This is a genomic window from Pseudomonas sp. GL-B-12 (genome assembly GCF_019955895.1).
Classification (GTDB): Bacteria; Pseudomonadota; Gammaproteobacteria; order Pseudomonadales; family Pseudomonadaceae; genus Aquipseudomonas.
This window is the reverse complement of record NZ_JAHBCX010000044.1, coordinates 213718-237607: the sequence shown is the minus strand read 5'-3', so window position 1 is coordinate 237607 and position 23890 is coordinate 213718. Positions and strand designations below refer to the sequence as shown.

The window sequence follows — 23890 nt, the reverse complement described above, 5'->3', positions numbered from 1 at the left end:
GCATAACGAAGTACCCCATGACCGTTCAGGGCGCTCGCGCCCTGGAAGAAGAGCACACTCACCTGACCAAGGTCGTTCGTCCGAAGCTCAGCCAGGACATCGGTACGGCCCGCGAGTTGGGTGATTTGAAGGAAAACGCCGAATACCACGCTGCTCGTGAGCAGCAGGGTATGGTCGAGGCGCGCATTCGTGACATCGAGGGCCGGATTCAGAATCAGGTCATCATTGATGTCACGAGCATTCCTCATACCGGCAAAGTGATTTTCGGCACCACCGTCGAGATTGCCAATGTCGAGACGGATGAGCGCGTTACATACCACATCGTGGGTGAGGATGAGGCTGACTTCAAACTCGGCAAAATTTCGGTCGGCTCTCCACTGGCCCGCGCCTTGATTGCCAAGGAAGAGGGTGATGTGGTCGCCGTGAAAACGCCTGGCGGCGTTATCGAGTACGAGATTGTCGAAGTTCGCCACATCTGAAGGCTGGCGCCCGTTTCGTGCGGGCGCCATGCTTTGGCAGCTGACCCAGATGTTGTGGGTCGGCGGCTTGTGGCTGTTGCAAATCGGTCTGTTGCCGGTGCTGGGACGAATTGGCCTGGCGCCGCTGCTGATCGATGAAATCGCAGGCACGCTCAATACGTTGGTAGTGGGATTCGCTACGGCGTGTGTGATTTTTCAGGCTTTGGTGCTGGTTAAGGCCGAGGGCCTTGTCAGTCTATGGCGGGATATTCGCGGGCAACTGCTGTTGATGGCGCTGTATGCGTGCGCGATGTACTTCGCGGTGCGTTTCGGCTGGCCGGATGCCGATCGTTGGCAGGCGTTCAGCTATCTTGTTCTGGGCTTTTCCGGGCTGGTGCTGGTGTTGCAGCCGGTGCCGGGATGGAGTGGCAGGGTGCGCGAAGCACACCCTTGACCCTTGCCATCACTTGAAGCGATGGACGTTCGACAGCTGCTTGTTGACGCTGAAGTTCTTGCGGTAGATCAGTGCCATCTTGCCGATGACCTGAACCAGATCCGCTTTGCCGACCTTGCAGAGCTCTGCAATGGACGCCAGGCGCGATTCGCGATCGAGGATGTTGAGCTTGATTTTGATCAGCTCGTGATCCGCCAATGCGCGTTCGAGTTCGGCTAACACACCTTCAGTCAAACCATTGTCTGCCACAATCAAAACTGGTTTCAGATGGTGGCCAATGGATTTGTACTGTTTCTTCTGCTCTTGAGTGAGCGGCATAATCTGACCCCTGCGTCTGATCTTGTAAAAAGCGGCGGCCAGTTTACCCGAGCGAGTCCGGGACCGCCCAGTTAATCACGACCCGTTTTATTTCCGAGGTATCCCGTGGCCCGTTCCAAGACAAGCCTTAACTGGCTGAAAGAACATTTCAACGACCCATTCGTCAAAATGGCACAGAAAGACGGGTACCGTTCCCGCGCCAGCTACAAACTGCTGGAGATCCAGGAAAAGGATCGTCTGATCCGCCCGGGCATGAGCGTAATCGACCTTGGTGCGGCCCCCGGTGGGTGGTCCCAGGTGACCAGTCGTCTGATTGGTGGACAGGGCACACTGATCGCTTCTGACATTCTGGAAATGGACAGCATCCCGGACGTGACCTTCATTCAGGGCGACTTTACCGAGGATGCTGTGCTGGCTCAGATCCTCGATGCCGTCGGAAATAAGGAAGTAGACCTTGTGATTTCCGATATGGCCCCCAATATGAGTGGATTACCGGCCGTAGACATGCCGCGAGCGATGTTCCTGTGCGAGTTGGCACTGGATCTCTCGACTCGGGTGCTTAAGCCCGGTGGTGATTTTTTGATCAAGATCTTCCAGGGTGAAGGCTTCGACGAGTTCCACAAGAGCGTTCGCCAGCAGTTCGAGAAGGTGCAGATGCGCAAGCCGACCTCGTCGCGCGACCGTTCTCGCGAGCAGTACCTGCTGGGCCGCGGTTTCCGCGGACGCAGTGAGGGTTGAGTGAATTTTCGATCGGGGTGATAGGATTTTTGTATTACGCCTTGTCAGAATTAGCGAATATTGTGTAGGAAGTGTTTCACAAAGGGTTACAGACGGCGCCTGCCAAGTCGTAGGTAATGTAGTAAGTTAGGCCGGTGAATATCATGCGAAGCGCGCGTCAGTAGCGGAGCTTGCTTCAGAGGGTAGTTAATTGAACGATATGGCAAAGAATCTGATCCTGTGGTTGATCATCGCGGCTGTCCTGGTGACGGTGATGAACAACTTCTCCAGCCCTAACGAGCCGCAGACCCTCAACTATTCCGACTTCATCCAGCAGGTCAAGGATGGCAAGGTCGAGCGCGTGGCGGTTGATGGCTACGTGATTACCGGCAAGCGCAACGATGGCGACAGCTTCAAGACCATTCGCCCGGCGATCCAGGACAACGGCCTGATCGGTGACCTGGTGGATAACCACGTCGTGGTCGAAGGCAAGCAGCCTGAACAGCAAAGCATCTGGACTCAGCTTCTGGTCGCCAGCTTCCCGATCCTCGTGATCATCGCCGTGTTCATGTTCTTCATGCGGCAGATGCAGGGCGGTGCAGGTGGCAAGGGTGGGCCGATGAGCTTCGGCAAGAGCAAGGCACGCCTGCTCTCCGAAGATCAGGTCAAAACCACTTTGGCTGACGTTGCCGGTTGCGACGAAGCCAAGGAAGAAGTTGGCGAGTTGGTTGAATTCCTGCGTGATCCGGGCAAGTTCCAGCGTTTGGGCGGCCGCATTCCTCGTGGCGTGCTGATGGTCGGTCCTCCTGGTACTGGTAAAACCTTGATTGCCAAGGCGATTGCCGGCGAAGCCAAAGTGCCGTTCTTCACCATTTCTGGCTCCGACTTCGTCGAAATGTTCGTCGGTGTGGGTGCCAGCCGTGTTCGCGACATGTTCGAACAGGCCAAGAAACACGCTCCATGCATCATCTTCATCGACGAAATCGATGCGGTCGGTCGCCATCGTGGTGCTGGCATGGGTGGTGGTCACGACGAGCGCGAGCAGACGCTCAACCAGTTGCTGGTCGAGATGGACGGCTTCGAAATGAATGACGGCATCATCGTGATCGCCGCAACCAACCGTCCTGATGTACTGGACCCTGCGCTGCTGCGTCCGGGCCGTTTCGACCGTCAGGTTGTAGTCGGTCTGCCGGACATCCGTGGTCGCGAACAGATTCTCAAGGTCCACATGCGCAAAGTGCCGATGGGCGACGACGTTGCTCCGGCCGTGATCGCTCGTGGTACTCCAGGCTTCTCCGGTGCTGACCTGGCCAACCTGGTGAACGAGGCGTCGTTGTTCGCTGCCCGCGCCGGCAAGCGCATCGTCGAGATGAAAGAATTCGAACTGGCCAAAGACAAAATCATGATGGGCGCCGAGCGCAAATCCATGGTCATGTCCGAGAAAGAAAAACAGAACACGGCTTATCACGAAGCGGGTCACGCCATTGTGGGGCGTGTCGTGCCTGAGCATGATCCGGTGTACAAGGTGTCGATCATCCCGCGCGGTCGTGCGCTGGGTGTGACCATGTTCCTGCCGGAAGAAGATCGTTACAGCCTGTCCAAGCGTGCGTTGATCAGTCAGATCTGCTCGTTGTACGGCGGTCGTATCGCTGAAGAAATGACCCTTGGCTTCGATGGCGTGACCACCGGTGCCTCCAACGACATCATGCGCGCCAGCCAGATTGCGCGGAACATGGTGACCAAGTGGGGTCTTTCGGAAAAACTCGGTCCGTTGATGTATGCCGAAGAAGAGGGTGAAGTGTTCCTCGGTCGCGGCGGTGGCGGTCAGAGTGCAAGCTTCTCTGGTGAGACAGCCAAGCTGATCGACTCCGAAGTGCGCAGCATCATCGATCAGTGCTACGGCACGGCGAAGCAGATTCTCACGGACAACCGTGACAAGCTCGATGCGATGGCCGATGCCTTGATGAAGTACGAAACGATCGATGCCGAGCAGATCGACGACATCATGGCGGGTCGTACGCCTCGCGAGCCACGCGACTGGTCGGGTGGCACGGGTACTTCCGGCACCCCTCCGGTGGTGCAGGATGAGCGTCCGGAAACACCGATCGGTGGTCCTGCTGCTGACGTATAAGGTTTGAAATGACTTCTGTTCAGTCCTCGACCCGGTTGCCTTGCGGCAACCGGGTTCTTGATTTGGCCCAGACGCATGTCATGGGTATTCTCAATGTCACTCCTGATTCTTTCTCCGATGGTGGCCAATACAGCCAGCTCGACGCGGCCATGCGCCACGCCGAAGCCATGGTGGCAGCCGGCGCGACGCTGATCGATGTCGGTGGCGAATCTACCCGTCCAGGTGCCAGGGCGGTGTCGCCACTGGAGGAGTTGGAGCGCGTAGCGCCCATTGTCGAGCGCATCAGTCGCGAACTGGATGTCATCATCTCGGTCGACACCTCCACGCCAGCCGTCATGCGTGAAACTGCACGTCTGGGTGCCGGGTTGATCAATGACGTGCGTTCGTTGCGTCGCGATGGTGCCCTGGATGCTGCGGCGGCCACCGGGCTACCGGTTTGCCTGATGCATATGCTGGGAGAGCCAGGCTATATGCAGGACAATCCGCAGTATCAGGACGTTACAAGGGAAGTCGGTGAGTTTCTCGCCGAACGCATGCATCAGTGTTCATTGGCGGGAATTGCGGCTGAGCGGATCATTCTTGACCCCGGCTTTGGCTTCGCCAAAACCTTGCAGCACAATCTGAGTTTGTTCAAACATATGGAAACCCTGCATGCCTTGGGGCGACCCCTGTTGGTCGGGGTTTCGCGAAAGAGCATGATTGGTCAGGCGTTGAATCGTCCGGTGGGGGACCGACTGTATGGTGGTTTGGCGCTCGCGGCGCTGGCTTCGGTGAAGGGTGCGCGTATATTGCGCGTCCATGATGTAGCCGAAACAATGGATGTGGTGCGGATGATCGCCGCAGTGGAATCAGCCGAATAAGAATGATGGAGCACTTATGAGCAAAAAATATTTTGGCACCGATGGTATTCGTGGGCGTGTCGGTGAATACCCGATTACTCCTGATTTCATGCTCAAGCTCGGCTGGGCTGCAGGTATGGCGTTCCGCAAGATGGGCGCCTGCAAGGTATTGGTAGGTAAGGACACCCGGATCTCCGGCTACATGTTCGAGTCTGCGCTTGAGGCAGGGCTGACGTCGGCAGGTGCTGATGTGATGCTCCTTGGGCCTATGCCGACCCCGGCTATTGCCTACCTGACGCGTACCTTTCATGCCGAAGCTGGCATCGTGATCAGTGCGTCGCACAATCCGCATGATGACAATGGCATCAAGTTCTTCTCCGGCAATGGCACCAAGCTGCCGGATGAAGTCGAGCATATGATCGAAGAGTTGCTCGATACGCCAATGACTGTGGTTGAGTCGAGCAAGATCGGCAAGGTGTCGCGAATCAATGATGCGTCGGGTCGGTATATCGAATTCTGCAAGAGCAGTGTGCCGACCGGTACCAGCTTTACCGGTCTCAAGATTGTGATCGACTGCGCCCATGGTGCGACCTATAAAGTGGCGCCGAGTGTGTTTCGTGAGTTGGGTGCCGAAGTCGTGGTCTTGTCCGCGCAGCCCAACGGTTTGAATATCAATGATAACTGCGGCTCGACCCATATGGGGCAACTGCAGGCCGCTGTGCTGGCTGAACACGCCGATCTGGGTATCGCCTTCGATGGTGATGGTGACCGGGTGTTGATGGTGGATCACACGGGGGCCATCGTCGATGGTGATGAGTTGCTGTTCATCATTGCTCGCGACCTGCATGAGCGAGACAAGCTGCAGGGTGGTGTAGTCGGTACACTGATGAGCAACCTGGGATTGGAGTTGGCCTTGGCCGACCTGGCGATTCCATTTGTCCGCGCCAATGTTGGTGATCGTTATGTGATTGCTGATCTGCTGGAGCGCAACTGGCTGGTCGGTGGCGAAAATTCGGGTCATATCGTTTGCTTCAATTACACCACCACTGGTGATGCGATTATCGCCGCGTTGCAGGTACTGAAGGCGTTGAAAGCCCGTGCGCAAGGTTTGGCTGAAGCGCGTCAGGCGCTGCGCAAATGCCCTCAGGTGCTGATCAATGTTCGTTTCGGTGGCGGCGCAAACCCACTCGACCATCCGTCGGTCAAGGAAGCCAGCGAGCGTGTGACCAAGGCCATGGCGGGTCGGGGGCGTGTGCTGTTGCGCAAGTCCGGAACCGAACCGCTGGTGCGTGTGATGGTCGAAGGCGAAGACGAAACGCAGGTTCGTGGCTACGCCGAAGAGCTGGCAAAACTGGTTACTGAAGTTTCTGCCTGAATTCGGCTTGCCAGCCATGATTGTGTTGGGTAACATCTGCGCCCACTTTGACCGACGAGGTACAGCATGCGTCGCCCTATGGTAGCTGGTAACTGGAAGATGCACGGTACCCGCGCCAGCGTCGCTGAGCTGATCAACGGCCTTCGTGACTTGGCCTTGCCGAGCGATGTTGATGTTGCGGTATTCCCGCCTTGCCTGCATATCAATCAAGTGATTGATGGTCTGGAAGGAAAGTCGATTTCGGTCGGCGCGCAGAATTCTGCGGTGGAATCCGGACAAGGTGCGTTGACCGGTGAAGTTGCACCGAGTCAGTTGGTGGATGCAGGTTGTTCCCTGGTGCTTGTCGGGCACTCCGAACGCCGCCAGATTATGGGCGAGCAGGACGGAATGCTGATCCGCAAGTTCGCAGCGGCACAGGCATGTGGCTTGATTCCGGTGTTGTGCATAGGGGAAACCCTTGAGCAGCGTGAAGCCGGAAAGACTCTTGAGGTTGTCTCGCGTCAGCTGGGCAGTATCATTGAGGAGCTGGGTGTCGGTGCCTTTGCCAAGGCAGTGATCGCTTACGAACCGGTCTGGGCCATTGGCACCGGGCTGACTGCAACGCCACAACAGGCGCAGGATGTGCACGCAGCCATTCGCGCCCAGTTGGCGGCAGAGAATTCTGAGGTCGCACAAGGTGTGCGGCTTCTATACGGCGGCAGCGTGAAGGCGGCCAATGCGGTCGAACTGTTCGGCATGCCGGATATCGATGGGGGTCTCATTGGTGGGGCTTCCCTGAATGCAGATGAGTTCGGTGCGATTTGTCGCGCCGCGGGAAACTGAAAAAATGCTGGAAACAGTCGTAGTCGTTTTTCATCTGCTGGGTGCATTGGGCGTAGTAGCTCTGGTTTTGCTGCAGCAGGGTAAAGGTGCGGATGCTGGCGCGTCTTTCGGAGCAGGTGCTTCAAATACTGTGTTCGGAAGCCAAGGTTCCTCTACCTTTCTTAGTAAGTTTACTGCTATACTTGCCGCAGGTTTTTTCATAACCAGCTTGGGGTTAGGTTACTTTGCTAAAGAGAAGGCTCACCAGCTGACTCAAGTAGGTCTCCCAAATCCAGCGGTACTGGAAGTTCCAAAGCAGCAACCGGCTTCTGATGATGTCCCGGTGCTTCAAGAGCAAAAGTCGGCTACTCCAGCGACTGACGTGCCTCCAGCTCAAGAGCAGAAGTAAGAAGGGTTTTAAACGTAGTATTGCCGAGGTGGTGGAATTGGTAGACACGCAACCTTGAGGTGGTTGTGCCCATAGGGTGTAGGGGTTCGAGTCCCCTTCTCGGTACCAATTAGTCAGGAGAGCCCGCTGTTGCGGGCTTTCTTGCAGGTGGAAGGTTACATTGACCCTGTAGGGGATCGGTCGTATACTTCCGCCCCAGCTTTGTCGCGGGGTGGAGCAGTCTGGTAGCTCGTCGGGCTCATAACCCGAAGGTCGTCGGTTCAAATCCGGCCCCCGCAACCAGTTTAAGGAGCCCCTTTTCAGGGGCTTTTTGTTAGCTGGACACTTTCAACGCCGCTGTTCAACGGCGTTTCAAGGATGGGCGTTTCGCCCATTTTTTTATTTTGCATAGCATGCACATACATGCACTAGGGGGTTCAGGTGTCGAGCAAGCTAGAAGAGTTGCAGGCCTTGCTGGCCCCGGTGGTCGTGGCCCTAGGCTATGAATGCTGGGGTATCGAGTTTTCGGCTCAGGGTCGTCACTCGATGTTGCGCGTTTATATCGATAAAGAAGGCGGCGTGCTGGTGGACGATTGCGCCATCGTCAGCCGTCAGATCAGCGGTGTGCTGGATGTTGAAGATCCAATCTCCGTTGAATACACCCTTGAAGTTTCCTCGCCTGGCATGGAACGCCCGCTGTTCACTCTTGAGCAGTTTGCAAAATTTGCCGGTGAACAAGTGAAGATCAAGCTGCGCTCGCCTTTTGAAGGACGACGCAACTTTCAGGGCCTTCTGCGCGGCGTAGAAGAGCAGGATGTCGTGGTGCAGGTAGAAGACCATGAGTTCCTGTTGCCGATCGATATGATCGACAAGGCCAACATTATTCCCAGTTTTGACTGAGGCGTGCCAGATACTGCGGATCCCGCGGATCCAATGGCTTGCGAAAGGCGAGGCGTACGATGAGCAAAGAAGTACTGCTGGTTGTTGAGTCGGTATCCAATGAAAAGGGCGTACCGGCAAACGTTATTTTTGAAGCGCTGGAGCTGGCTCTGGCCACTGCTACCAAAAAGCGTTTCGAAGACGAAGTTGATCTGCGTGTGGAAATCAATCGCCACACGGGTGCATACGAGACATTCCGTCGCTGGACGGTCGTCGAAGAAGCAGACCTGGACGATCCGGCCATCGAAACCTGGCCGAGCAAGGTTGCTGAAACGCATCCTGGCGCCAAGGTCGGTGATGTCGTAGAAGAGAAAATCGAGTCCATCGAGTTCGGCCGCATTGCTGCACAGACTGCCAAGCAAGTCATTGTGCAGAAAGTTCGCGAAGCCGAGCGCGCTCAGGTTGTTGACGCTTACCGCGAACGCCTGGGTGAAATCATCTCCGGCACCGTGAAAAAAGTCACCCGCGACAACGTGATCGTTGATCTGGGCAACAACGCTGAAGCGTTGCTGGCCCGTGAAGACATCATTTCTCGCGAAACTTTCCGGGTTGGCGTGCGTCTGCGTGCGCTGCTCAAGGAAATCCGCACCGAGAACCGCGGCCCGCAGTTGATCCTGTCGCGCACCGCGCCGGAAATGCTGATCGAGTTGTTCCGCATCGAAGTGCCGGAAATTGCCGAAGGCCTGATCGAAGTAATGGCTGCGTCCCGTGATCCGGGTTCGCGCGCCAAGATCGCCGTTCGCTCCAAGGACAAACGCATCGACCCGCAAGGCGCTTGCATCGGTATGCGCGGTTCGCGCGTCCAGGCAGTGTCGGGTGAGTTGGGCGGTGAGCGTGTTGACATCGTTCTGTGGGACGACAACCCGGCTCAGTTCGTGATCAACGCCATGTCCCCGGCCGAGGTTGCGGCAATTATCGTTGACGAAGATGCCCACGCAATGGACATCGCCGTTGGCGCAGACAATCTGGCTCAGGCCATCGGTCGCGGTGGTCAGAACGTGCGTCTGGCTAGCCAGTTGACTGGCTGGACCCTGAACGTGATGACCGAATCGGACATCCAGGCTAAACAGCAAGCAGAAACCGGCGACATCCTGCGCAACTTCATCGACGAGCTGGAAGTCGACGAAGATCTGGCGCAGGTGCTGGTGGACGAAGGCTTTACCAGCCTGGAAGAGATTGCCTACGTACCGTTGGAAGAAATGCTCAACATCGACGGCTTTGACGAAGACACCGTCAACGAGCTTCGCGCTCGGGCCAAGGATCGCTTGTTGACTAAAGCCATCGCTACTGAGGAAAAGCTGGCAGACGCCCATCCGGCCGAAGACCTGCTCTCGCTTGAGGGTATGGACAAGGATTTGGCGATGGAACTGGCGGTGCGCGGCGTAATTACCCGCGAAGACCTGGCCGAGCAGTCTATTGACGACCTGCTCGACATCGACGGCATTGACGATGATCGTGCCGGCAAGTTGATCATGGCCGCCCGAGCCCACTGGTTCGAGTAATTAGGCGCGGCCTGAGGAGAGAAGTGCATGACGCAAGTCACGGTGAAACAACTGGCCGATGAGGTCAAAACACCGGTAGAGCGCCTGTTGCAGCAGATGCGTGAGGCAGGTCTGCCGCACACCGCCGCCGAAGAACATGTGACTGACAGTGAGAAGCAATCGTTGCTGACTCACTTGAAAAGCAGCCACAAGGCGAAAGTGGAAGAACCACGCAAGATTACGCTGCAGCGTAAAACCACCAGCACCCTGCGTGTTGCTGGCAGCAAAAGCATCAGCGTTGAAGTACGCAAGAAGAAAGTCTTCGTACAGCGCAGCCCGGAAGAAATCGAAGCCGAGCGCAAGCGTGAACTGGATGAACGTCGCGCAGTAGAAAATGCTGCTCGTCAGAAGGCTGAAGAAGAAGCCAAGCGTCGCGCCGAAGAAGAAGCGCGTCGCCAGCCTGCTGCTGCATCGACCGCTCATGCCGTACCTGTTGCAGCGCCTGCTGCGGTGGCCGAGCCAGTTCGCGAAAGCGCACCGGTTGTGGCGGCCGCTCCGGCTCCTGCGGCCGATACCCGCAAGCGTGACGAACAGCGCCGTCCGGACAAGCCACGTGCCGACGACAACAGTCGTCGCGGTAGCGGCGATGGCGAGCGCAAAAACGCTCCGCATCGTGCTTCGGTCAAGGAAAAGGCGCCGGCTCCACGCGTTGCCCCACGTACTACCGACGAAGAAAGCGATGGCTTCCGTCGTGGTGGTCGCGGCAAGGCCAAGCTGAAGAAGCGCAACGCCCACGGTTTCCAGAGCCCGACCGGCCCTGTCGTGCGCGAAGTGAAGATCGGCGAAACCATCACTGTTGGCGACCTCGCCCAGCAGATGTCGGTGAAGGCTGCTGAAATCATCAAGTTCATGTTCAAACTGGGTACTCCAGCGACCATCAACCAGGTACTGGATCAGGAAACTGCTCAACTGGTTGCCGAAGAGCTGGGCCACAAAGTGACCCTGGTCAGCGACACCGCCCTGGAAGATTCCCTGGCCGAGTCCCTGAAGTTTGAAGGCGAGGCAGTTTCCCGTGCACCAGTCGTGACCGTAATGGGCCACGTTGACCACGGTAAGACATCCCTGCTCGACTACATCCGTCGTGCCAAGGTTGCTGCTGGCGAAGCCGGTGGTATCACCCAGCACATCGGTGCTTACCACGTTGAAACCGACCGTGGCATGGTGACGTTCCTCGACACCCCTGGTCACGCTGCGTTTACCGCAATGCGTGCCCGTGGTGCCAAGGCGACCGACATCGTGATCCTGGTGGTTGCAGCGGACGACGGTGTGATGCCGCAGACCATTGAAGCCGTACAACACGCAGTAGCGGCCGGTGTTCCACTGGTTGTTGCAGTGAACAAGATCGACAAGCCGGGCGCCGATCTCGATCGCATCCGTAGCGAACTGTCGGTTCACGGCGTGACGTCGGAAGAGTGGGGTGGTGACACTCCGTTCGTACCGGTCTCGGCGAAGATGGGTACTGGCGTCGACGAACTGCTCGAAGCTGTTCTGCTGCAAGCCGAAGTCCTGGAACTGACCGCAACTCCGTCGGCTCCTGGCCGTGGCGTCGTGGTTGAATCCCGTCTGGACAAGGGCCGTGGCCCGGTGGCTACCGTTCTGGTTCAAGACGGTACCCTGCGTCAGGGCGACATGGTCCTGGTCGGTTCGAACTATGGCCGCGTTCGCGCCATGCTCGACGAGAACGGCAAGTCAATCAAGGAAGCCGGTCCGGCCATCCCTGTCGAGATCCTCGGCCTGGACGGTACCCCGGATGCTGGCGACGAGATGAGCGTGGTTGCCGACGAGAAGAAAGCCCGTGAAGTGGCTCTGTTCCGTCAAGGCAAGTTCCGCGAAGTCAAACTGGCTCGTGCTCACGCCGGCAAGCTGGAAAACATCTTCGAAAACATGGGTCAGGAAGAGAAGAAGACGCTCAACATCGTCCTCAAATCCGACGTCCGTGGATCGCTGGAAGCGTTGAACGGTGCCTTGAACGGCCTGGGTAACGACGAAGTGCAAGTGCGTGTAGTGGGTGGCGGTGTCGGTGGTATCACCGAATCCGACGCCAACCTGGCACTGGCCTCCAACGCTGTACTGTTCGGCTTCAACGTGCGTGCCGATGCTGGCGCGCGCAAGATCGTCGAGCAGGAAGGTCTGGATATGCGTTACTACAACGTGATCTACGACATCATCGAAGACGTCAAGAAAGCCCTGACCGGTATGCTCGGCAGCGATGTTCGCGAGAACATCCTGGGTATCGCCGAAGTGCGTGACGTGTTCCGTTCGCCGAAGTTTGGCGCGATCGCCGGTTGCATGGTTATCGAAGGTGTTGTGCACCGTAACCGTCCAATCCGTGTACTGCGTGAAGACATCGTTATCTTCGAAGGCGAGCTGGAATCCCTGCGCCGCTTCAAGGATGACGCTTCCGAAGTACGTGCCGGCATGGAATGCGGTATCGGCGTGAAGAGCTACAACGACGTTAAAGTCGGTGACAAGATCGAAGTCTTCGAGAAGGTGCAGGTTGCTCGCAGCCTCTAACTCGCGCACTTCAGGAGCCGTGACGGGTAGCCGCATGCAAATGCGCAGCTCGTCACAAGGACTCTAAACGCAACGCCCGGTCTGGCTTTTGTCAGGCCGGGCGTTTGCCGCTTTCAGACCTCACGGGTTTCACCGTGGGGCAGTAACAGGTAACAAGACATGGCAAAAGAATATAGCCGTACCCAACGTATCGGCGATCAGATGCAGCGCGAGCTGGCACAACTGATCCGTCGTGAAGTCAAAGATCCGCGCGTCGGCCTGGTCACCATTACCGCTGTGGAAGTCAGCCGTGACGTCGGTCACGCCAAGATTTTCATCACCGTGATGGGGCAGGACAGCGCCGAAGAAATCGCACAAAGCATCAAGGTGCTCAACTCCGCCGCCGGTTTCCTGCGCATGCAGCTGGCTCGCGAGATGAAGCTGCGTAGCGTTCCACAGCTGCACTTCCACTACGACGAAAGCGTCGTGCGTGGTGCGCATCTGTCGGCATTGATCGAGCGCGCAGTGGCTGAAGACAATCAGCATCCGGTTGCGGCAGAAGCCGAAGACACCAAGGAGTAATCGGTGGCTCAGGTCAAACGTATCCGTCGTAACGTCAGCGGCATTATCCTTCTCGACAAGCCGCTGGGGTTCACCTCCAACGCGGCCTTGCAGAAGGTTCGCTGGTTGCTGAACGCCGAAAAAGCAGGTCATACCGGCAGTCTCGATCCCTTGGCCACCGGCGTGTTGCCGCTGTGCTTCGGCGAGGCCACCAAGTTCTCGCAATACCTGCTCGATTCCGACAAGGGTTATGAAACCCTGGCGCAACTGGGCAAGACCACCACCACGGCGGATGCCGAAGGTGAAGTTTTGCAGGAACGCCCGGTGACCGTTGGTCGCCCCGATGTCGAGGCTGTACTGCCGAAATTTCGTGGGCAAATCAGTCAGATACCGCCGATGTACTCGGCACTCAAGCGTGATGGCCAGCCGCTGTACAAGCTGGCTCGTGCAGGCGAAGTAGTGGAGCGCGAACCGCGTTCTGTTACTATTACGCGCTTGGAATTGCTGGCCTTCGAAGGTGATACTGCGCGGCTGGCGGTGGATTGCACTAAAGGCACCTATATCCGCACCCTGGTGGAGGATATCGGTGAGCAACTCGGTTGTGGCGCTTACGTTGCAGAACTGCGACGTACCCAGGCCGGGCCATTCACCCTGGCGCAGACGGTTACCCTCGAAGAGCTGGAAGCGGTACATGCCGAAGGCGGCAACGAAGCGGTCGATCGCTTCCTGATGCCATCGGACAGCGGCCTGCTGGATTGGCCACTGTTGCAGTTCTCGGAAGCGAGTGCGTTCTACTGGCTCAACGGCCAGCCGGTACGTGCCCCGGATGCTCCGAAGTTCGGCATGGTGCGGGTACAGGATCACAATGGTCGCTTCATCGGTATCGGTGAAGTGAGCGAAGACGGGCGCATCGCGCCGCGTCGTTTGATTCGGTCAGAGTGACCGAAACCAGTCTGTGTAACAGCAGGCTGGCGAGGGTGGCTGTCAACAGGCACGGTCACTACTCATTTTTAGATACAGGGATTTGTCCCTGGCCTGTTGAAACTGTTTTTCTGAAACAGTTTCCTGATAAAAGGATTGCCTCATGGCTCTCGACGTTCAAGAAAAAGCTCAAATCGTAGCTGACTACCAGCAAGCTGTTGGTGACACTGGTTCGCCAGAAGTGCAAGTTGCACTGCTGACCCACAACATCAACAAGCTGCAAGGTCACTTCAAGGCCAACGGTAAAGATCACCACTCCCGTCGTGGTCTGATCCGCATGGTTAACCAGCGTCGTAAGCTGCTGGACTACCTGAAAGGCAAGGATCTGGGTCGCTATCAGACTTTGATCGGTCGCCTGGGTCTGCGTCGCTAATAAGCGATTGCGCTAGAGGTTGGTTGTCTGTCGTGCACCAGCGGGTTTCCCGCCGGCGCATGGCAGGCTCCCAGCCTCAAGTTTTATCTGGATACCTGCTTTGCCTGAGTAACACCTGGACAAGCCAGTCGGGCCGATTCCCGACATTGCCCAAGAATTTCGCAAGAAACCAGTTCCCCCAAGAGCCACAAAGAAGGTAGGACACCGTGAACCCGGTAATCAAAAAATTCCAGTTCGGTCAGTCGACCGTTACCCTCGAGACTGGCCGTATCGCCCGTCAGGCCTCCGGCGCAGTATTGGTCACCGTTGACGACGACGTCAGCGTATTGGTGACCGTAGTCGGTGCAAAACAAGCCGATCCAGGCAAGGGCTTCTTCCCTCTGTCTGTTCACTACCAGGAAAAGACTTACGCTGCCGGTAAGATCCCTGGCGGTTTCTTCAAGCGCGAAGGCCGTCCTTCGGAGAAAGAAACCCTGACTTCCCGACTGATCGACCGTCCGATCCGTCCGCTGTTCCCGGAAGGCTTCATGAACGAAGTGCAGGTTGTCTGCACCGTCGTTTCCACCAGCAAGAAGACCGATCCGGACATCGCTGCGATGATCGGTACCTCGGCTGCGCTGGCGATCTCCGGTATTCCTTTCGATGGCCCGATCGGCGCTGCCCGCGTTGCCTTCCACGAAAGCACCGGCTACCTGCTGAACCCGACTTACGAGCAACAGGCTGCTTCGAGCCTGGACATGGTCGTTGCCGGTACTTCGGACGCCGTGCTGATGGTTGAATCGGAAGCCAAAGAGCTGACCGAAGACCAGATGCTGGGCGCGGTACTGTTTGCTCACGACGAGTTCCAGGTTGTGATCAACGCCGTCAAAGAACTGGCCGCTGAAGCTGCCAAGCCAACCTGGACCTGGGCTCCTGCGCCAGAAGCCACCGAACTGCTGGGCGCTATCCGTGCCGAGTTCGGCGAAGCGATCTCCCAGGCCTACACCATCACCGTCAAGGCCGACCGTTACGCTCGCCTGGGCGAGTTGAAGGACCAGGTCGTTGCCAAGCTGTCCGGTGAAGAAGGCCAGCCTTCTTCCAGCGAAGTCAAAGCGGCTTTCGGCGAAATCGAATACCGCACCGTTCGCGAAAACATCGTAAACGGCAAGCCACGTATCGACGGTCGCGACACCAAGACTGTACGTCCATTGAACATCGAAGTCGGCGTTCTGCCAAAGACTCACGGTTCGGCTCTGTTCACCCGTGGCGAAACCCAGGCTCTGGTCGTTGCAACTCTGGGTACTGCCCGTGATGCACAGCTGCTCGATACCCTGGAAGGCGAGAAGAAAGACCCGTTCATGCTGCACTACAACTTCCCTCCGTTCTCGGTAGGCGAGTGTGGTCGCATGGGTGGTGCTGGTCGTCGCGAAATCGGTCACGGCCGTCTGGCCCGTCGTTCGGTTTCGGCCATGCTGCCTGCCGCCGACGTGTTCCCGTACACCATCCGCGTGGTTTCGGAAATCACTGAATCCAACGGTTCGAGCTCGATGGCTTCCGTTTGCGGCGCTTCCCTGGCCCTTATGGACGCCGGTGTGCCGATGAAGGCGCCGGTTGCCGGTATCGCCATGGGTCTGGTTAAAGAAGGCGAGAAATTCGCCGTCCTGACCGACATCCTGGGTGACGAAGACCACCTGGGCGACATGGACTTCAAGGTAGCCGGTACCGCCAAAGGCGTAACCGCGCTGCAGATGGACATCAAGATCAAGGGCATCACCGAAGAGATCATGGAAATCGCTCTGGGCCAAGCCCTGGAAGCGCGCCTGAACATCCTCGGCCAGATGAACCAGATCATTGGCCAGTCGCGTACCGAACTGTCGGCCAACGCTCCGACCATGATCGCGATGAAAATCGACACCGACAAAATCCGTGATGTCATCGGTAAAGGCGGCGCGACCATTCGTGCGATCTGCGAAGAGACCAAGGCTTCGATCGACATCGAAGACGACGGTTCGATCAAGATCTTCGGCGAAACCAAGGAAGCCGCTGAAGCAGCACGTCAGCGCGTTCTGGGTATCACCGCTGAAGCCGAGATCGGCAAGATCTACGTTGGTAAGGTTGAGCGCATCGTCGACTTCGGCGCATTCGTCAACATCCTGCCGGGCAAGGACGGTCTGGTTCACATCTCCATGCTGAGCGACGCTCGCGTTGAGAAAGTGACCGACATCCTGAAAGAAGGCCAGGAAGTGGAAGTACTGGTACTGGACGTGGACAACCGCGGCCGTATCAAGCTGTCCATCAAAGACGTAGCAGCAGCCAAGGCTTCGGGCGTTTAATTACGCCTCACGCCTGACCGCTTCAACGTTATAAAAATGCCCCGCCGTGAAAACGGTGGGGCATTTTTTTGTCTGTAGATCACAGAGATGACTGGCGACGTTGCCGGAGTCGAAACTCAGTGCTAGGTTTAGCCCACCGCCCGTGTAGCTCAGCCGGTAGAGCAGCGCACTCGTAACGCGAAGGTCGCAGGTTCGATTCCTGTCTCGGGCACCATATCCCCCCCGGTTATTTCACCTTTCTGCTCAGGTCCTCGACGGTGCGCTTGAGGCTCTCGAGTTCGTGGTCCTGATCGCTGTCTGAATTTATGTTCCCGCCGTCATCAAAACATCGTGTGCACAACTTTTTGTGGGGAGATGCAAAGAGACGTGTAAATCCGCAGCCAAACGTCCTATATTCGGAGCCTGCCTGAGCACCGCCCAGCAGTTTTCAGATGATCCAGAATGGTTCTGAAGGCCAGATAAACCGGGCTTGATCCGGTTTTTGTGTCAGAGAGATCCTTGAAGATCCAGATCCATCTTCCATTCCCAGATCAGCGAGAACGCCATGACCGATAAAGAGATGACCCAGCAAGCCCGACACGAAGAAGCGCTGAAGAAGTACGTGCTGGATAATCACGAACTGATGGACGAGATCAAGGACCTGAGTCCCGATGATCAGAAAGACCAGATTCAATGGGCGTTCGAGGACGAGGCGGAAGCCCAGGGCTTGCAGCCATGGGAACTGACGCTCAAGTACACCTCAACGCCGGAAGAGTACGAGGCAGAACGTCTGAAGCTGCATAAAGAAGCTGCCGAAGTGTTGGGCGTCGAGTGGGAAGAGTACTGCGAGATGAACAATCTGGTGGTTTGACAGCAGCTTCAAGCGGCAAGCTACAAGTCAAAGCAGATCCGCTTGAAGCTTGCAGCTTGTCACTTGTAACTGCTCCTCAGAGACTCAAGCGCATCGACAGATCGACCGCCTTCACATCCTTGGTCATCGCACCGATCGAAATGTAATCCACCCCGGTCTGTGCAATCGGCAGCAACGTGCTTTCGTTGATCCCGCCGCTGGCCTCCAGCTTGGCCTTGCCGGCATTCAGGCGCACGGCTTCGCGCATGTCGTCCAGGCTCAGTTCGTCGAGCATGATGATGTCGGCACCGGCCGCCAGCGCTTCTTTCAGTTCATCCAGACTTTCCACTTCAATCTCGACCGGTTTACCTGGCGCGATCTTGTGCGCGGCGGCGATGGCCTGCGCGATGCCGCCACTGGCGGCGATGTGGTTTTCCTTGATCAGGAAGGCGTCATACAGGCCGATGCGGTGGTTGTGGCAGCCGCCGCAGGTCACGGCGTACTTTTGCGCCAGGCGCAGCCCCGGCAAGGTTTTGCGGGTATCGAGCAGCTTGACCTGAGTCTCGGCCACGAAGTCCGCCAGGTATTGCGCGCGGGTCGCCACGCCGGAGAGCAATTGCAGGAAGTTCAGGGCGCTGCGTTCGCCGGTCAGCAGCGAGCGCGCGGGGCCTTCAAGGTGGAACAGCACCTGATTGGGCGTTACCCGTTCACCGTCGGCAACCTGCCAGTGCACCGCCACCCGTGGGTCCAGTTGCCGAAACACGGTATCCACCCAGGCGGTGCCGCTGATGACGGCCGCGTCGCGGGTAATGATGGTGGCTTTGGCCAGGCGTTCGGCCGGGATCAACTGCGCGGTGATGTCGCCGCTGCCAATATCTTCACGCAACGCACGGCGCACGTTGGCTTCGATTTCGGCGGTCAGATCGGCGAGACGTAGATTCGGCATAACGGACTCCACAAACAAAGTGGCTCGATTATAGGGCCATGGCGCCGACCAACCCAAGGCATCAGAGCGTTACGTTGGCACTGGCGCCTGTATTTGGTCGATTCCCTGACGTCGTCGGCGTTGACCGTCGATTCCGAACAAACGCCTGTTTGAGATCGGCAATCTCCAGCGCCTCAATCGCGGCAAGTGATCGCGCCCCGGGGGATTATCACGGCATACTGTGCCCACACAGTCGACGATTGAAGGAGTCGGTATGCAGTTGGACCCCGCGAACGGTTGGATTCAGGGTGTGCATGTCTGCCCCTCACCCAACTTCAATGCGCGCCCCACAGGCGAAGTTTCCCTGCTGGTGATCCACAACATCAGCCTGCCGCCGGCGCAGTTCGCCACTGGTAAGGTGCAGGAGTTTTTCCAGAATCGTCTGGATGTCACCGAACATCCCTATTTTGAAGGGATTGCGGATTTGCGGGTGTCCGCGCACTTTCTGATCGAGCGTGACGGTACCGTCACCCAGTTTGTTTCATGTCTTGAGCGTGCGTGGCATGCGGGTGTCTCGAGCTTCGAGGGGCGGGAAACCTGTAACGATTTTTCCGTGGGCATCGAGCTCGAAGGCACGGATGATCTGCCGTTCACCGATGCGCAGTACAGCGCATTGACAGCCCTGACCCGCCAGTTGCTGCAGGCGTTCACGGCGATCACTACAGAGCGCATCTGCGGGCACAGCGACATTGCACCGGGGCGCAAAACCGATCCAGGGCCGGCGTTCGACTGGGCACGCTATCGTGCCGCTCTGGCACAAGAGGAAGGACGATGAATTTTCTGGTGTTGCTGTTGGCGGTGTGGGTCGAGAAGTTCTCGGCCTTGCGTCATCGGGTTCAGCGGGACAGCGGCTGGATACACAAACTGAACAAGCTGGAGGCCAGCCCGCGACTTTCTGGCCAGCCATGGCTGGTGTTGTCGGTAATGGTCTTGTTGCCAGTGGCGTTGCTGGGTTTGCTGCTGCTGGTCATCGAACCGGTGGCCTACGGGTTGCTGGCGTTGCCGATCCATTTGCTGGTGGTGATTTACAGCCTCGGACGCGGTGATCTGTTGGGCGATCTCGGGCCGTTCCGCGATGCCTGGCGTCGGGAGGACCTGCAAGCGGCGGCCCATGTCGCCAAGCGCGATCTGGATATCTGCGCAGACAGTGGCGAGCAGCTGCTGGAACAGGTCGAAGGGCATTTGTTGTGGGAGGCCTACCAGAGCTTTTTCGCGGTGATTTTCTGGTACTTCCTGCTGGGTCCGGTCGCGGCGCTGAGCTATCGGCTGCTGGCGCTGGCCGAAGAACACGGGAAAAGCCCTGCGCTGGTCGAGCGCGCCGGGCAACTGCGTCACGCCTTCGACTGGGTGCCGGTGCGCCTGCTGGCGGCGAGCCTGGCGTTGGTCGGAAATTTTGTCGCGGTCAGCCGGGTCATGCTGCATGAGCTGCTGAACTGGAACATCAGCGCCGCGCAACTGATCGAGAAAGTCGGGATGGTGGCCGGTGAAATTCCGGCACCGGTGGCCGGTGCAGAGGGTATCAACAATCTGGACCGCATCTGGGCGCTGCTGTTGCGTGCGGCGGTGCTCTGGTATGCCGGGTTTGCGTTGTGGACGGTCCTGCATTAGTCCAGCAGCTAATGCCCTTGTGGCGAGGGGGCTTGTCGGATCGCCGCATCGCCCCGTTGGGTGGCGAAGCCGCCCTAGGCGATTTGACAGTTGAAACGGGGATCTACGACCTACGACAGCTGCGCAGCCGAACGGGACGGTGCGGCGGCCCGACAAGCCCCCTCGCCACAGGGCGATCACTTGTCCGAAGTGCTTCGCCCTGTCGTTAACCTTAAGTTACAAAACCTCCTGCCGATTTAAGTTATACAGAGATAGCGCTGAATAGTGGCTATCTGCCGCCTGTCTGCGCCTGCCAATAAGAAAAATAAGAAATCGAAGGGAGACATCCAGTGAAGAGCTTGCTCTATCCCGCTGTCGCGCTGATGAACCGCCTGAGCTTCGGCATGAAGTTCAGCCTGATCAGCGTACTGTTCCTGGTGCCGATGCTGGTGACCAACTTCTATCTGGTGCGTGACTCCTACCGCGAATTCCAGGGCACGCGCATCGAACTACAAAGCCTCGACCTGTTGGGCAGCAGCCTGACGTTGCGGCGCGATCTGGAAACCCTGAACAACCTGGTGCAGATCAATGTCAGCCTCGGCCAATCCGGCAAGGCCGGCAATGTCGAATCGAAAATCAGCACCCTTGAGCAGAATATTCTGACTCGTCTGCAAGGGCTGACGGCGATGACCAGTGACCCGGAGCAGGTCGCGGTGTTTGATGGCAAACGCGATGAAATGATCGCCGCGTTCAAGGCCCAGCAAACGGAAAACTCCCTGCAAAGCAAAAGTGCCTTGATCGGCAAGCTGGTGGGCAGCGCGCAGATTTTCAGCCAGCTCATCACCAGCCAATCCGGCCTCAGTCGCGACAACCAGAGCGACATGCGCCAGTTGAGCGAGCTCGTCACCCTCGTCACTCCACGGGTCACCCAGATCCTGGGCGAAGGTCGGGCAATGGGTTCTTATTCGTTGGGGCAGGGATTCATCAACTCGGCTTCGAGTACCCGTTTCGATGAATTGCTGGCGCAGATTGAAAAGCTCCAGGCCGAGTATGGCCTGAAGTTGCAGGATGCCCTGGGTTCCAGCAAAGCCGCACGCGATACCCTGGCCGCTCAGGCCGATAGCAGCCGGGCATCCCTGAAAAAAGCCAGCGAGCTGTTCGAAGAACAAGTGGTCATGGCCGATACCCTCGACGCACCGTGGCAGGGTTTTTACGATCAGGTCAGCGGCCTGATGGACCAGACCTACCAACTCAACGAAGCAACCCTGAAGTATCTGGGCCCGCAGTTGCAGCAACGCCTGGACCAGAACCGCACGCACATGGTCTTGCAGGCCGTGGCGCTGTCAGTCGTGTTTGTGTTGATCTTTTATCTCTACGGCGCTTTCTATGCCTCGACCCGCACCACGCTCAAGCGCCTGGGGGCGGTGATGGACAAGGTGGCGGCCGGCGACATGACCGTGACCTTCAGCGCCCACAGTCGCGATGAGCTGGGGGAGTTGGGCGAGGTGTTCAACGGCACGGTGAAAAAAATCCATGACCTGATCGAGCGGGTGGGGCAGACCGTCAGCGAAGTCGAGCGTCAGGCCGGGCAAGTGGAGAACGTTTCCGCGCAAAGCAACCAGGCTGTCGCCGGGCAGCGCACGCAGATCGAACAAGTGGCCACGGCGATGAACCAGATGTCGGCCACTTCCCAGGAAGTGGCGCGCAGTGCTGCCGCCGCGGTGAGCAGTGCCCACAGCGTCAACGACGAGACCATCAGTGGTCGCGGTCTGGTGGAATCGCAGCAAGGCAGTATTGCCGCGCTGGCCAGCGAGATCGATCAATCTGTACTGGTGATCAACCAACTGGCCAGCGACAGCCAGTCCATCAGCCGCGTGCTCGAAGTGATCAAGAGCATCGCCGAGCAAACCAACCTGCTGGCGCTCAATGCCGCCATCGAAGCCGCACGGGCCGGTGAACAGGGCCGTGGTTTCGCCGTGGTGGCCGATGAAGTCCGGACCCTGGCCAAACGAACCCAGCAATCGACCGAAGAAATCGAGCAGATGATCGCCAGGCTCCATGGCGGTGTCGGCGCGGCGGTCAAGGCCATGGGCACCAGCCATGAAATGGCCAACGGCACGGTGGGGCAGTCGGAGAAGGTCCAGCGGGCGCTGGAAAACATTCTGGGAGCGGTCGGCATGATCGTCGACCAGAACCAGCAGATTGCCGCCGCCGTGGAGCAGCAAACCGCCGTGGCCCACGACATCGACCAGAACATCGTCGAGATCAATCGCGCCGGCGAGCGTACCGCTGAAGGTGCACATCAGACCGAAGATGCCAGCCGGGCGTTGTCGGCTCAGGTCGTGGAGTTGAAACAGTTGATCAGTGCATTCCGGGTCTAAAGGCGTCCAGGGACCCTGTGGGAGCGGGCTTGCTCCGGGCGGCGATCCGACGAAAGCGGTCTTTCAGTCACATTGATTTTGTATGTACCTCCGTCTTCGCGAGCAAGCCCGCTCCCACAGGTTTTGGTGTGCTGTCGGAAAGTTTCGTAATACTTTTTCCCTTTCCAGGTGGGAGGTATCCTGATTCTCTTCGTGCGCTGGCATTTGGAGTTCAATCAAGGAAGATTAACGAGGCTTACCGCCTGGAGGAGGCTTGCTCATGTCTGCTGCAACAATAGGAGTCCAGGGACGCTGTGCGCATTGTCAGCGCACGTTGCTGCTTCAACCCTGGCAACTCAATGCCATTGCGATCAATGAGGCGTTTGCCTGTGCCCACTGCCAGAAACACGTTCAGTTACGTTGTCCGGAACAGATCAGGCGCTTCAAGTCGCTCGACTCTTTTTCGCTGTTGCGCGCCAGCCTGCGGATGATGGTCTGCATCGCCTTGCTGGTGGCGTTGGTGATGGAGTGGGTGGGAATGCTCAGCGTCATCGAACAGCTGAATGCTTCGCTGATCGTCATATTCGTGTACTTCGCGGTGATCCGTTATTTCCGCCGGCGCCAGCACCTGACGCTGATCCTGGAAGCTGCCAGGGTTCACGTCGACTGATTACCAGCCGAACACTTCACAGCTGTTGGCGGTGCTGGCCGCCGCCAGTCGTTCCGGGCTGATCGCCATCCATTGCGCGAGTGCCGTGCAGATCGCCGGCAAGTGTGCCGGGCTGTTGCGCTGGCCGGGGAACATGGCAGGGGCCATGTCCGGCGAGTCAGTTTCCAGCACCACCGAATCCAGTGGCAGTCCGCCGAGCACGCGGTGCATGCGTAGCGCCTGCGGCCAGGTCGGGGCACCACCAAGGCCGAGTTTGAAACCGAGCTTGATGTATTCCCGCGCTTCTTCCTGGCTGCCGGCGAAGGCATGGATGATGCCGGCCCGTTTCAGGCGAAAGCGTTTGAGCGTAGCAATCACCGCCGCATGGCTACGCCGCACATGGATCAAGGCCGGAAGGTCGAAGTCCGCCGCCAGTTGCAATTGCGCGTCGAACAACGCCTGCTGGCGGTCGCGGTCCAGGGTTTCGATGAAGTAATCCAGGCCGATCTCGCCGACCGCACACAGTTGCCGATGGCCAGCCAGGCGGGTCAACCAGTCAGCGAGTTCGCTCAGGTGTTGCGGGCGATGATCGTCCAGATACACCGGGTGCAATCCGAACGCGGCGTGCAGGTCGGGATCACTCTGCACCAGCTCCCAGACTCGCTGCCAATTGGCCTGATAAACCCCCAGCACCACGATCCGCCGCACCCCGAGGGCGCGGCTTTCGGCCAGCAGCGCCTGGCGGTCGGCGTCGAAGTCTGGAAAATCCAGATGGGTGTGAGTGTCGATCAGCTCCACG

23 protein-coding genes, 3 tRNA genes and 1 pseudogene are annotated in these 23890 nt (G+C 58.0%); 24 read left to right on the top strand and 3 right to left on the bottom strand.

Translation table 11 applies throughout. The features are described from left to right. Positions 1-2: 2 nt before the first annotated feature. Positions 3-479 carry a transcription elongation factor GreA gene (gene greA, locus KGA85_RS23485; RefSeq protein WP_108218328.1) on the top strand — a complete coding sequence of 159 codons (477 nt, stop codon included), beginning with the start codon at positions 3-5 and terminating at the stop codon, positions 477-479. Between the two features lie 28 nt (positions 480-507). Further along, positions 508-912: an MFS transporter gene (locus KGA85_RS23480; RefSeq protein ID WP_150727522.1), complete on the top strand. Its 405-nt coding sequence runs from the start codon at positions 508-510 to the stop codon at positions 910-912. 9 nt (positions 913-921) lie between these two features. Here the strand turns inward: KGA85_RS23480 and KGA85_RS23475 are convergent, their stop codons facing one another. Further along, the gene (locus KGA85_RS23475) at positions 922-1230 is read right to left on the bottom strand and encodes a YhbY family RNA-binding protein (protein WP_007942889.1); all 309 of its coding nucleotides are present in this window, start codon (positions 1228-1230) and stop codon (positions 922-924) included. Between the two features lie 105 nt (positions 1231-1335). On the opposite strand from KGA85_RS23475, the gene rlmE reads away from it, so the two are divergent. The 17 genes from rlmE (at position 1336) to KGA85_RS23390 (ending at position 17531) form a co-directional block, all read left to right on the top strand. Beyond that, the gene (rlmE, locus tag KGA85_RS23470) at positions 1336-1968 is read left to right on the top strand and encodes a 23S rRNA (uridine(2552)-2'-O)-methyltransferase RlmE (protein WP_095942403.1); all 633 of its coding nucleotides are present in this window, start codon (positions 1336-1338) and stop codon (positions 1966-1968) included. Positions 1969-2167: 199 nt separating this feature from the next. Beyond that, positions 2168-4078 carry an ATP-dependent zinc metalloprotease FtsH gene (gene ftsH, locus KGA85_RS23465; protein ID WP_057716478.1) on the top strand — a complete coding sequence of 637 codons (1911 nt, stop codon included), beginning with the start codon at positions 2168-2170 and terminating at the stop codon, positions 4076-4078. 8 nt (positions 4079-4086) lie between these two features. Beyond that, entirely contained in the window at positions 4087-4938 is an 852-nt protein-coding gene (gene folP / locus KGA85_RS23460) for a dihydropteroate synthase (RefSeq protein WP_223454171.1), read from the top strand. Positions 4939-4954: 16 nt separating this feature from the next. Further along, the gene (gene glmM, locus KGA85_RS23455) at positions 4955-6292 is read left to right on the top strand and encodes a phosphoglucosamine mutase (protein WP_108218140.1); all 1338 of its coding nucleotides are present in this window, start codon (positions 4955-4957) and stop codon (positions 6290-6292) included. Between the two features lie 66 nt (positions 6293-6358). After that, entirely contained in the window at positions 6359-7114 is a 756-nt protein-coding gene (gene tpiA / locus KGA85_RS23450; RefSeq protein WP_150727489.1) for a triose-phosphate isomerase, read from the top strand. 4 nt (positions 7115-7118) lie between these two features. After that, positions 7119-7502: a preprotein translocase subunit SecG gene (gene secG / locus KGA85_RS23445; protein WP_017336473.1), complete on the top strand. Its 384-nt coding sequence runs from the start codon at positions 7119-7121 to the stop codon at positions 7500-7502. A 22-nt stretch (positions 7503-7524) separates the two neighbouring features. After that, positions 7525-7610 (top strand) — tRNA-Leu (locus KGA85_RS23440). Positions 7611-7707: 97 nt separating this feature from the next. After that, positions 7708-7784 (top strand) — tRNA-Met (locus KGA85_RS23435). Positions 7785-7922: 138 nt separating this feature from the next. Beyond that, positions 7923-8381, top strand: a complete 459-nt coding sequence (rimP, locus tag KGA85_RS23430) for a ribosome maturation factor RimP (protein WP_007973115.1) — start codon at positions 7923-7925, stop codon at positions 8379-8381. Positions 8382-8440: 59 nt separating this feature from the next. Continuing rightward, on the top strand, positions 8441-9922 hold the full coding sequence (gene nusA / locus KGA85_RS23425) for a transcription termination factor NusA (RefSeq protein WP_008057419.1): 1482 nt from the start codon (positions 8441-8443) through the stop codon (positions 9920-9922). 27 nt (positions 9923-9949) lie between these two features. Then, positions 9950-12475 (top strand): translation initiation factor IF-2, encoded by a 2526-nt coding sequence (gene infB, locus KGA85_RS23420; protein WP_223454169.1) that lies wholly within the window; start codon positions 9950-9952, stop codon positions 12473-12475. A gap of 159 nt (positions 12476-12634) precedes the next feature. Then, positions 12635-13036 carry a 30S ribosome-binding factor RbfA gene (rbfA, locus tag KGA85_RS23415; protein WP_007973108.1) on the top strand — a complete coding sequence of 134 codons (402 nt, stop codon included), beginning with the start codon at positions 12635-12637 and terminating at the stop codon, positions 13034-13036. A 3-nt stretch (positions 13037-13039) separates the two neighbouring features. Continuing rightward, positions 13040-13957 (top strand): tRNA pseudouridine(55) synthase TruB, encoded by a 918-nt coding sequence (gene truB / locus KGA85_RS23410; protein WP_046038714.1) that lies wholly within the window; start codon positions 13040-13042, stop codon positions 13955-13957. Positions 13958-14099: 142 nt separating this feature from the next. Beyond that, complete coding sequence (rpsO, locus tag KGA85_RS23405) at positions 14100-14369, top strand: 30S ribosomal protein S15 (protein ID WP_003177875.1); 270 nt, start codon at positions 14100-14102, stop codon at positions 14367-14369. A 206-nt stretch (positions 14370-14575) separates the two neighbouring features. Then, positions 14576-16681, top strand: coding sequence for a polyribonucleotide nucleotidyltransferase (pnp, locus tag KGA85_RS23400; protein ID WP_007915263.1), 2106 nt, complete (start codon positions 14576-14578; stop codon positions 16679-16681). 138 nt (positions 16682-16819) lie between these two features. After that, positions 16820-16895 (top strand) — tRNA-Thr (locus tag KGA85_RS23395). 330 nt (positions 16896-17225) lie between these two features. Then, positions 17226-17531, top strand: a complete 306-nt coding sequence (locus KGA85_RS23390; RefSeq protein ID WP_223454167.1) for a DUF6388 family protein — start codon at positions 17226-17228, stop codon at positions 17529-17531. A gap of 76 nt (positions 17532-17607) precedes the next feature. Here KGA85_RS23390 and nadC read toward each other — a convergent pair whose 3' ends face one another. Further along, the gene (gene nadC / locus KGA85_RS23385) at positions 17608-18456 is read right to left on the bottom strand and encodes a carboxylating nicotinate-nucleotide diphosphorylase (RefSeq protein ID WP_008047437.1); all 849 of its coding nucleotides are present in this window, start codon (positions 18454-18456) and stop codon (positions 17608-17610) included. A 253-nt stretch (positions 18457-18709) separates the two neighbouring features. On the opposite strand from nadC, the gene ampD reads away from it, so the two are divergent. The 5 genes and pseudogenes from ampD to KGA85_RS23365 all read left to right on the top strand — a co-directional run bounded on the left by ampD (position 18710) and on the right by KGA85_RS23365 (position 23112). Continuing rightward, positions 18710-19270, top strand: coding sequence for a 1,6-anhydro-N-acetylmuramyl-L-alanine amidase AmpD (gene ampD / locus KGA85_RS23380; RefSeq protein ID WP_223533419.1), 561 nt, complete (start codon positions 18710-18712; stop codon positions 19268-19270). Then, positions 19267-20103 carry a regulatory signaling modulator protein AmpE gene (ampE, locus tag KGA85_RS23375; protein WP_223454163.1) on the top strand — a complete coding sequence of 279 codons (837 nt, stop codon included), beginning with the start codon at positions 19267-19269 and terminating at the stop codon, positions 20101-20103. The genes ampD and ampE overlap by 4 nt, the downstream gene beginning before the upstream one ends. Before the next feature lie 362 nt (positions 20104-20465). Next, a pseudogene (locus KGA85_RS31460) lies at positions 20466-21557 on the top strand (methyl-accepting chemotaxis protein); the annotation flags it as partial. After that, positions 21534-22463 carry a methyl-accepting chemotaxis protein gene (locus KGA85_RS31455; protein ID WP_411741646.1) on the top strand — a complete coding sequence of 310 codons (930 nt, stop codon included), beginning with the start codon at positions 21534-21536 and terminating at the stop codon, positions 22461-22463. The pseudogene KGA85_RS31460 and the gene KGA85_RS31455, both read left to right, overlap by 24 nt. 259 nt (positions 22464-22722) lie before the next feature. Continuing rightward, positions 22723-23112, top strand: coding sequence for a hypothetical protein (locus KGA85_RS23365; protein WP_223454159.1), 390 nt, complete (start codon positions 22723-22725; stop codon positions 23110-23112). Here the strand turns inward: KGA85_RS23365 and KGA85_RS23360 are convergent, their stop codons facing one another. After that, positions 23113-23889, bottom strand: coding sequence for a TatD family hydrolase (locus tag KGA85_RS23360; protein ID WP_223454158.1), 777 nt, complete (start codon positions 23887-23889; stop codon positions 23113-23115). Position 23890: the final 1 nt, after the last annotated feature.

Bases quoted from the DNA above. Each gene is read 5' to 3' on its own strand.
- rpsO (WP_003177875.1), top strand. From the start codon at position 14,100: ATGGCTCTCGACGTTCAAGAAAAAGCTCAAATCGTAGCTGACTACCAG.
- folP (WP_223454171.1), top strand. From the start codon at position 4,087: ATGACTTCTGTTCAGTCCTCGACCCGGTTGCCTTGCGGCAACCGGGTT.
- KGA85_RS23390 (WP_223454167.1), top strand. From the start codon at position 17,226: ATGACCGATAAAGAGATGACCCAGCAAGCCCGACACGAAGAAGCGCTG.
- tpiA (WP_150727489.1), top strand. From the start codon at position 6,359: ATGCGTCGCCCTATGGTAGCTGGTAACTGGAAGATGCACGGTACCCGC.
- rbfA (WP_007973108.1), top strand. From the start codon at position 12,635: ATGGCAAAAGAATATAGCCGTACCCAACGTATCGGCGATCAGATGCAG.
- glmM (WP_108218140.1), top strand. From the start codon at position 4,955: ATGAGCAAAAAATATTTTGGCACCGATGGTATTCGTGGGCGTGTCGGT.
- ftsH (WP_057716478.1), top strand. From the start codon at position 2,168: ATGGCAAAGAATCTGATCCTGTGGTTGATCATCGCGGCTGTCCTGGTG.
- nadC (WP_008047437.1), bottom strand. From the start codon at position 18,456: ATGCCGAATCTACGTCTCGCCGATCTGACCGCCGAAATCGAAGCCAAC.
- KGA85_RS23475 (WP_007942889.1), bottom strand. From the start codon at position 1,230: ATGCCGCTCACTCAAGAGCAGAAGAAACAGTACAAATCCATTGGCCAC.
- nusA (WP_008057419.1), top strand. From the start codon at position 8,441: ATGAGCAAAGAAGTACTGCTGGTTGTTGAGTCGGTATCCAATGAAAAG.
- infB (WP_223454169.1), top strand. From the start codon at position 9,950: ATGACGCAAGTCACGGTGAAACAACTGGCCGATGAGGTCAAAACACCG.
- KGA85_RS31455 (WP_411741646.1), top strand. From the start codon at position 21,534: ATGACCGTGACCTTCAGCGCCCACAGTCGCGATGAGCTGGGGGAGTTG.
- ampD (WP_223533419.1), top strand. From the start codon at position 18,710: ATGCAGTTGGACCCCGCGAACGGTTGGATTCAGGGTGTGCATGTCTGC.
- secG (WP_017336473.1), top strand. From the start codon at position 7,119: ATGCTGGAAACAGTCGTAGTCGTTTTTCATCTGCTGGGTGCATTGGGC.
- ampE (WP_223454163.1), top strand. From the start codon at position 19,267: ATGAATTTTCTGGTGTTGCTGTTGGCGGTGTGGGTCGAGAAGTTCTCG.
- KGA85_RS23480 (WP_150727522.1), top strand. From the start codon at position 508: ATGCTTTGGCAGCTGACCCAGATGTTGTGGGTCGGCGGCTTGTGGCTG.
- KGA85_RS23365 (WP_223454159.1), top strand. From the start codon at position 22,723: ATGTCTGCTGCAACAATAGGAGTCCAGGGACGCTGTGCGCATTGTCAG.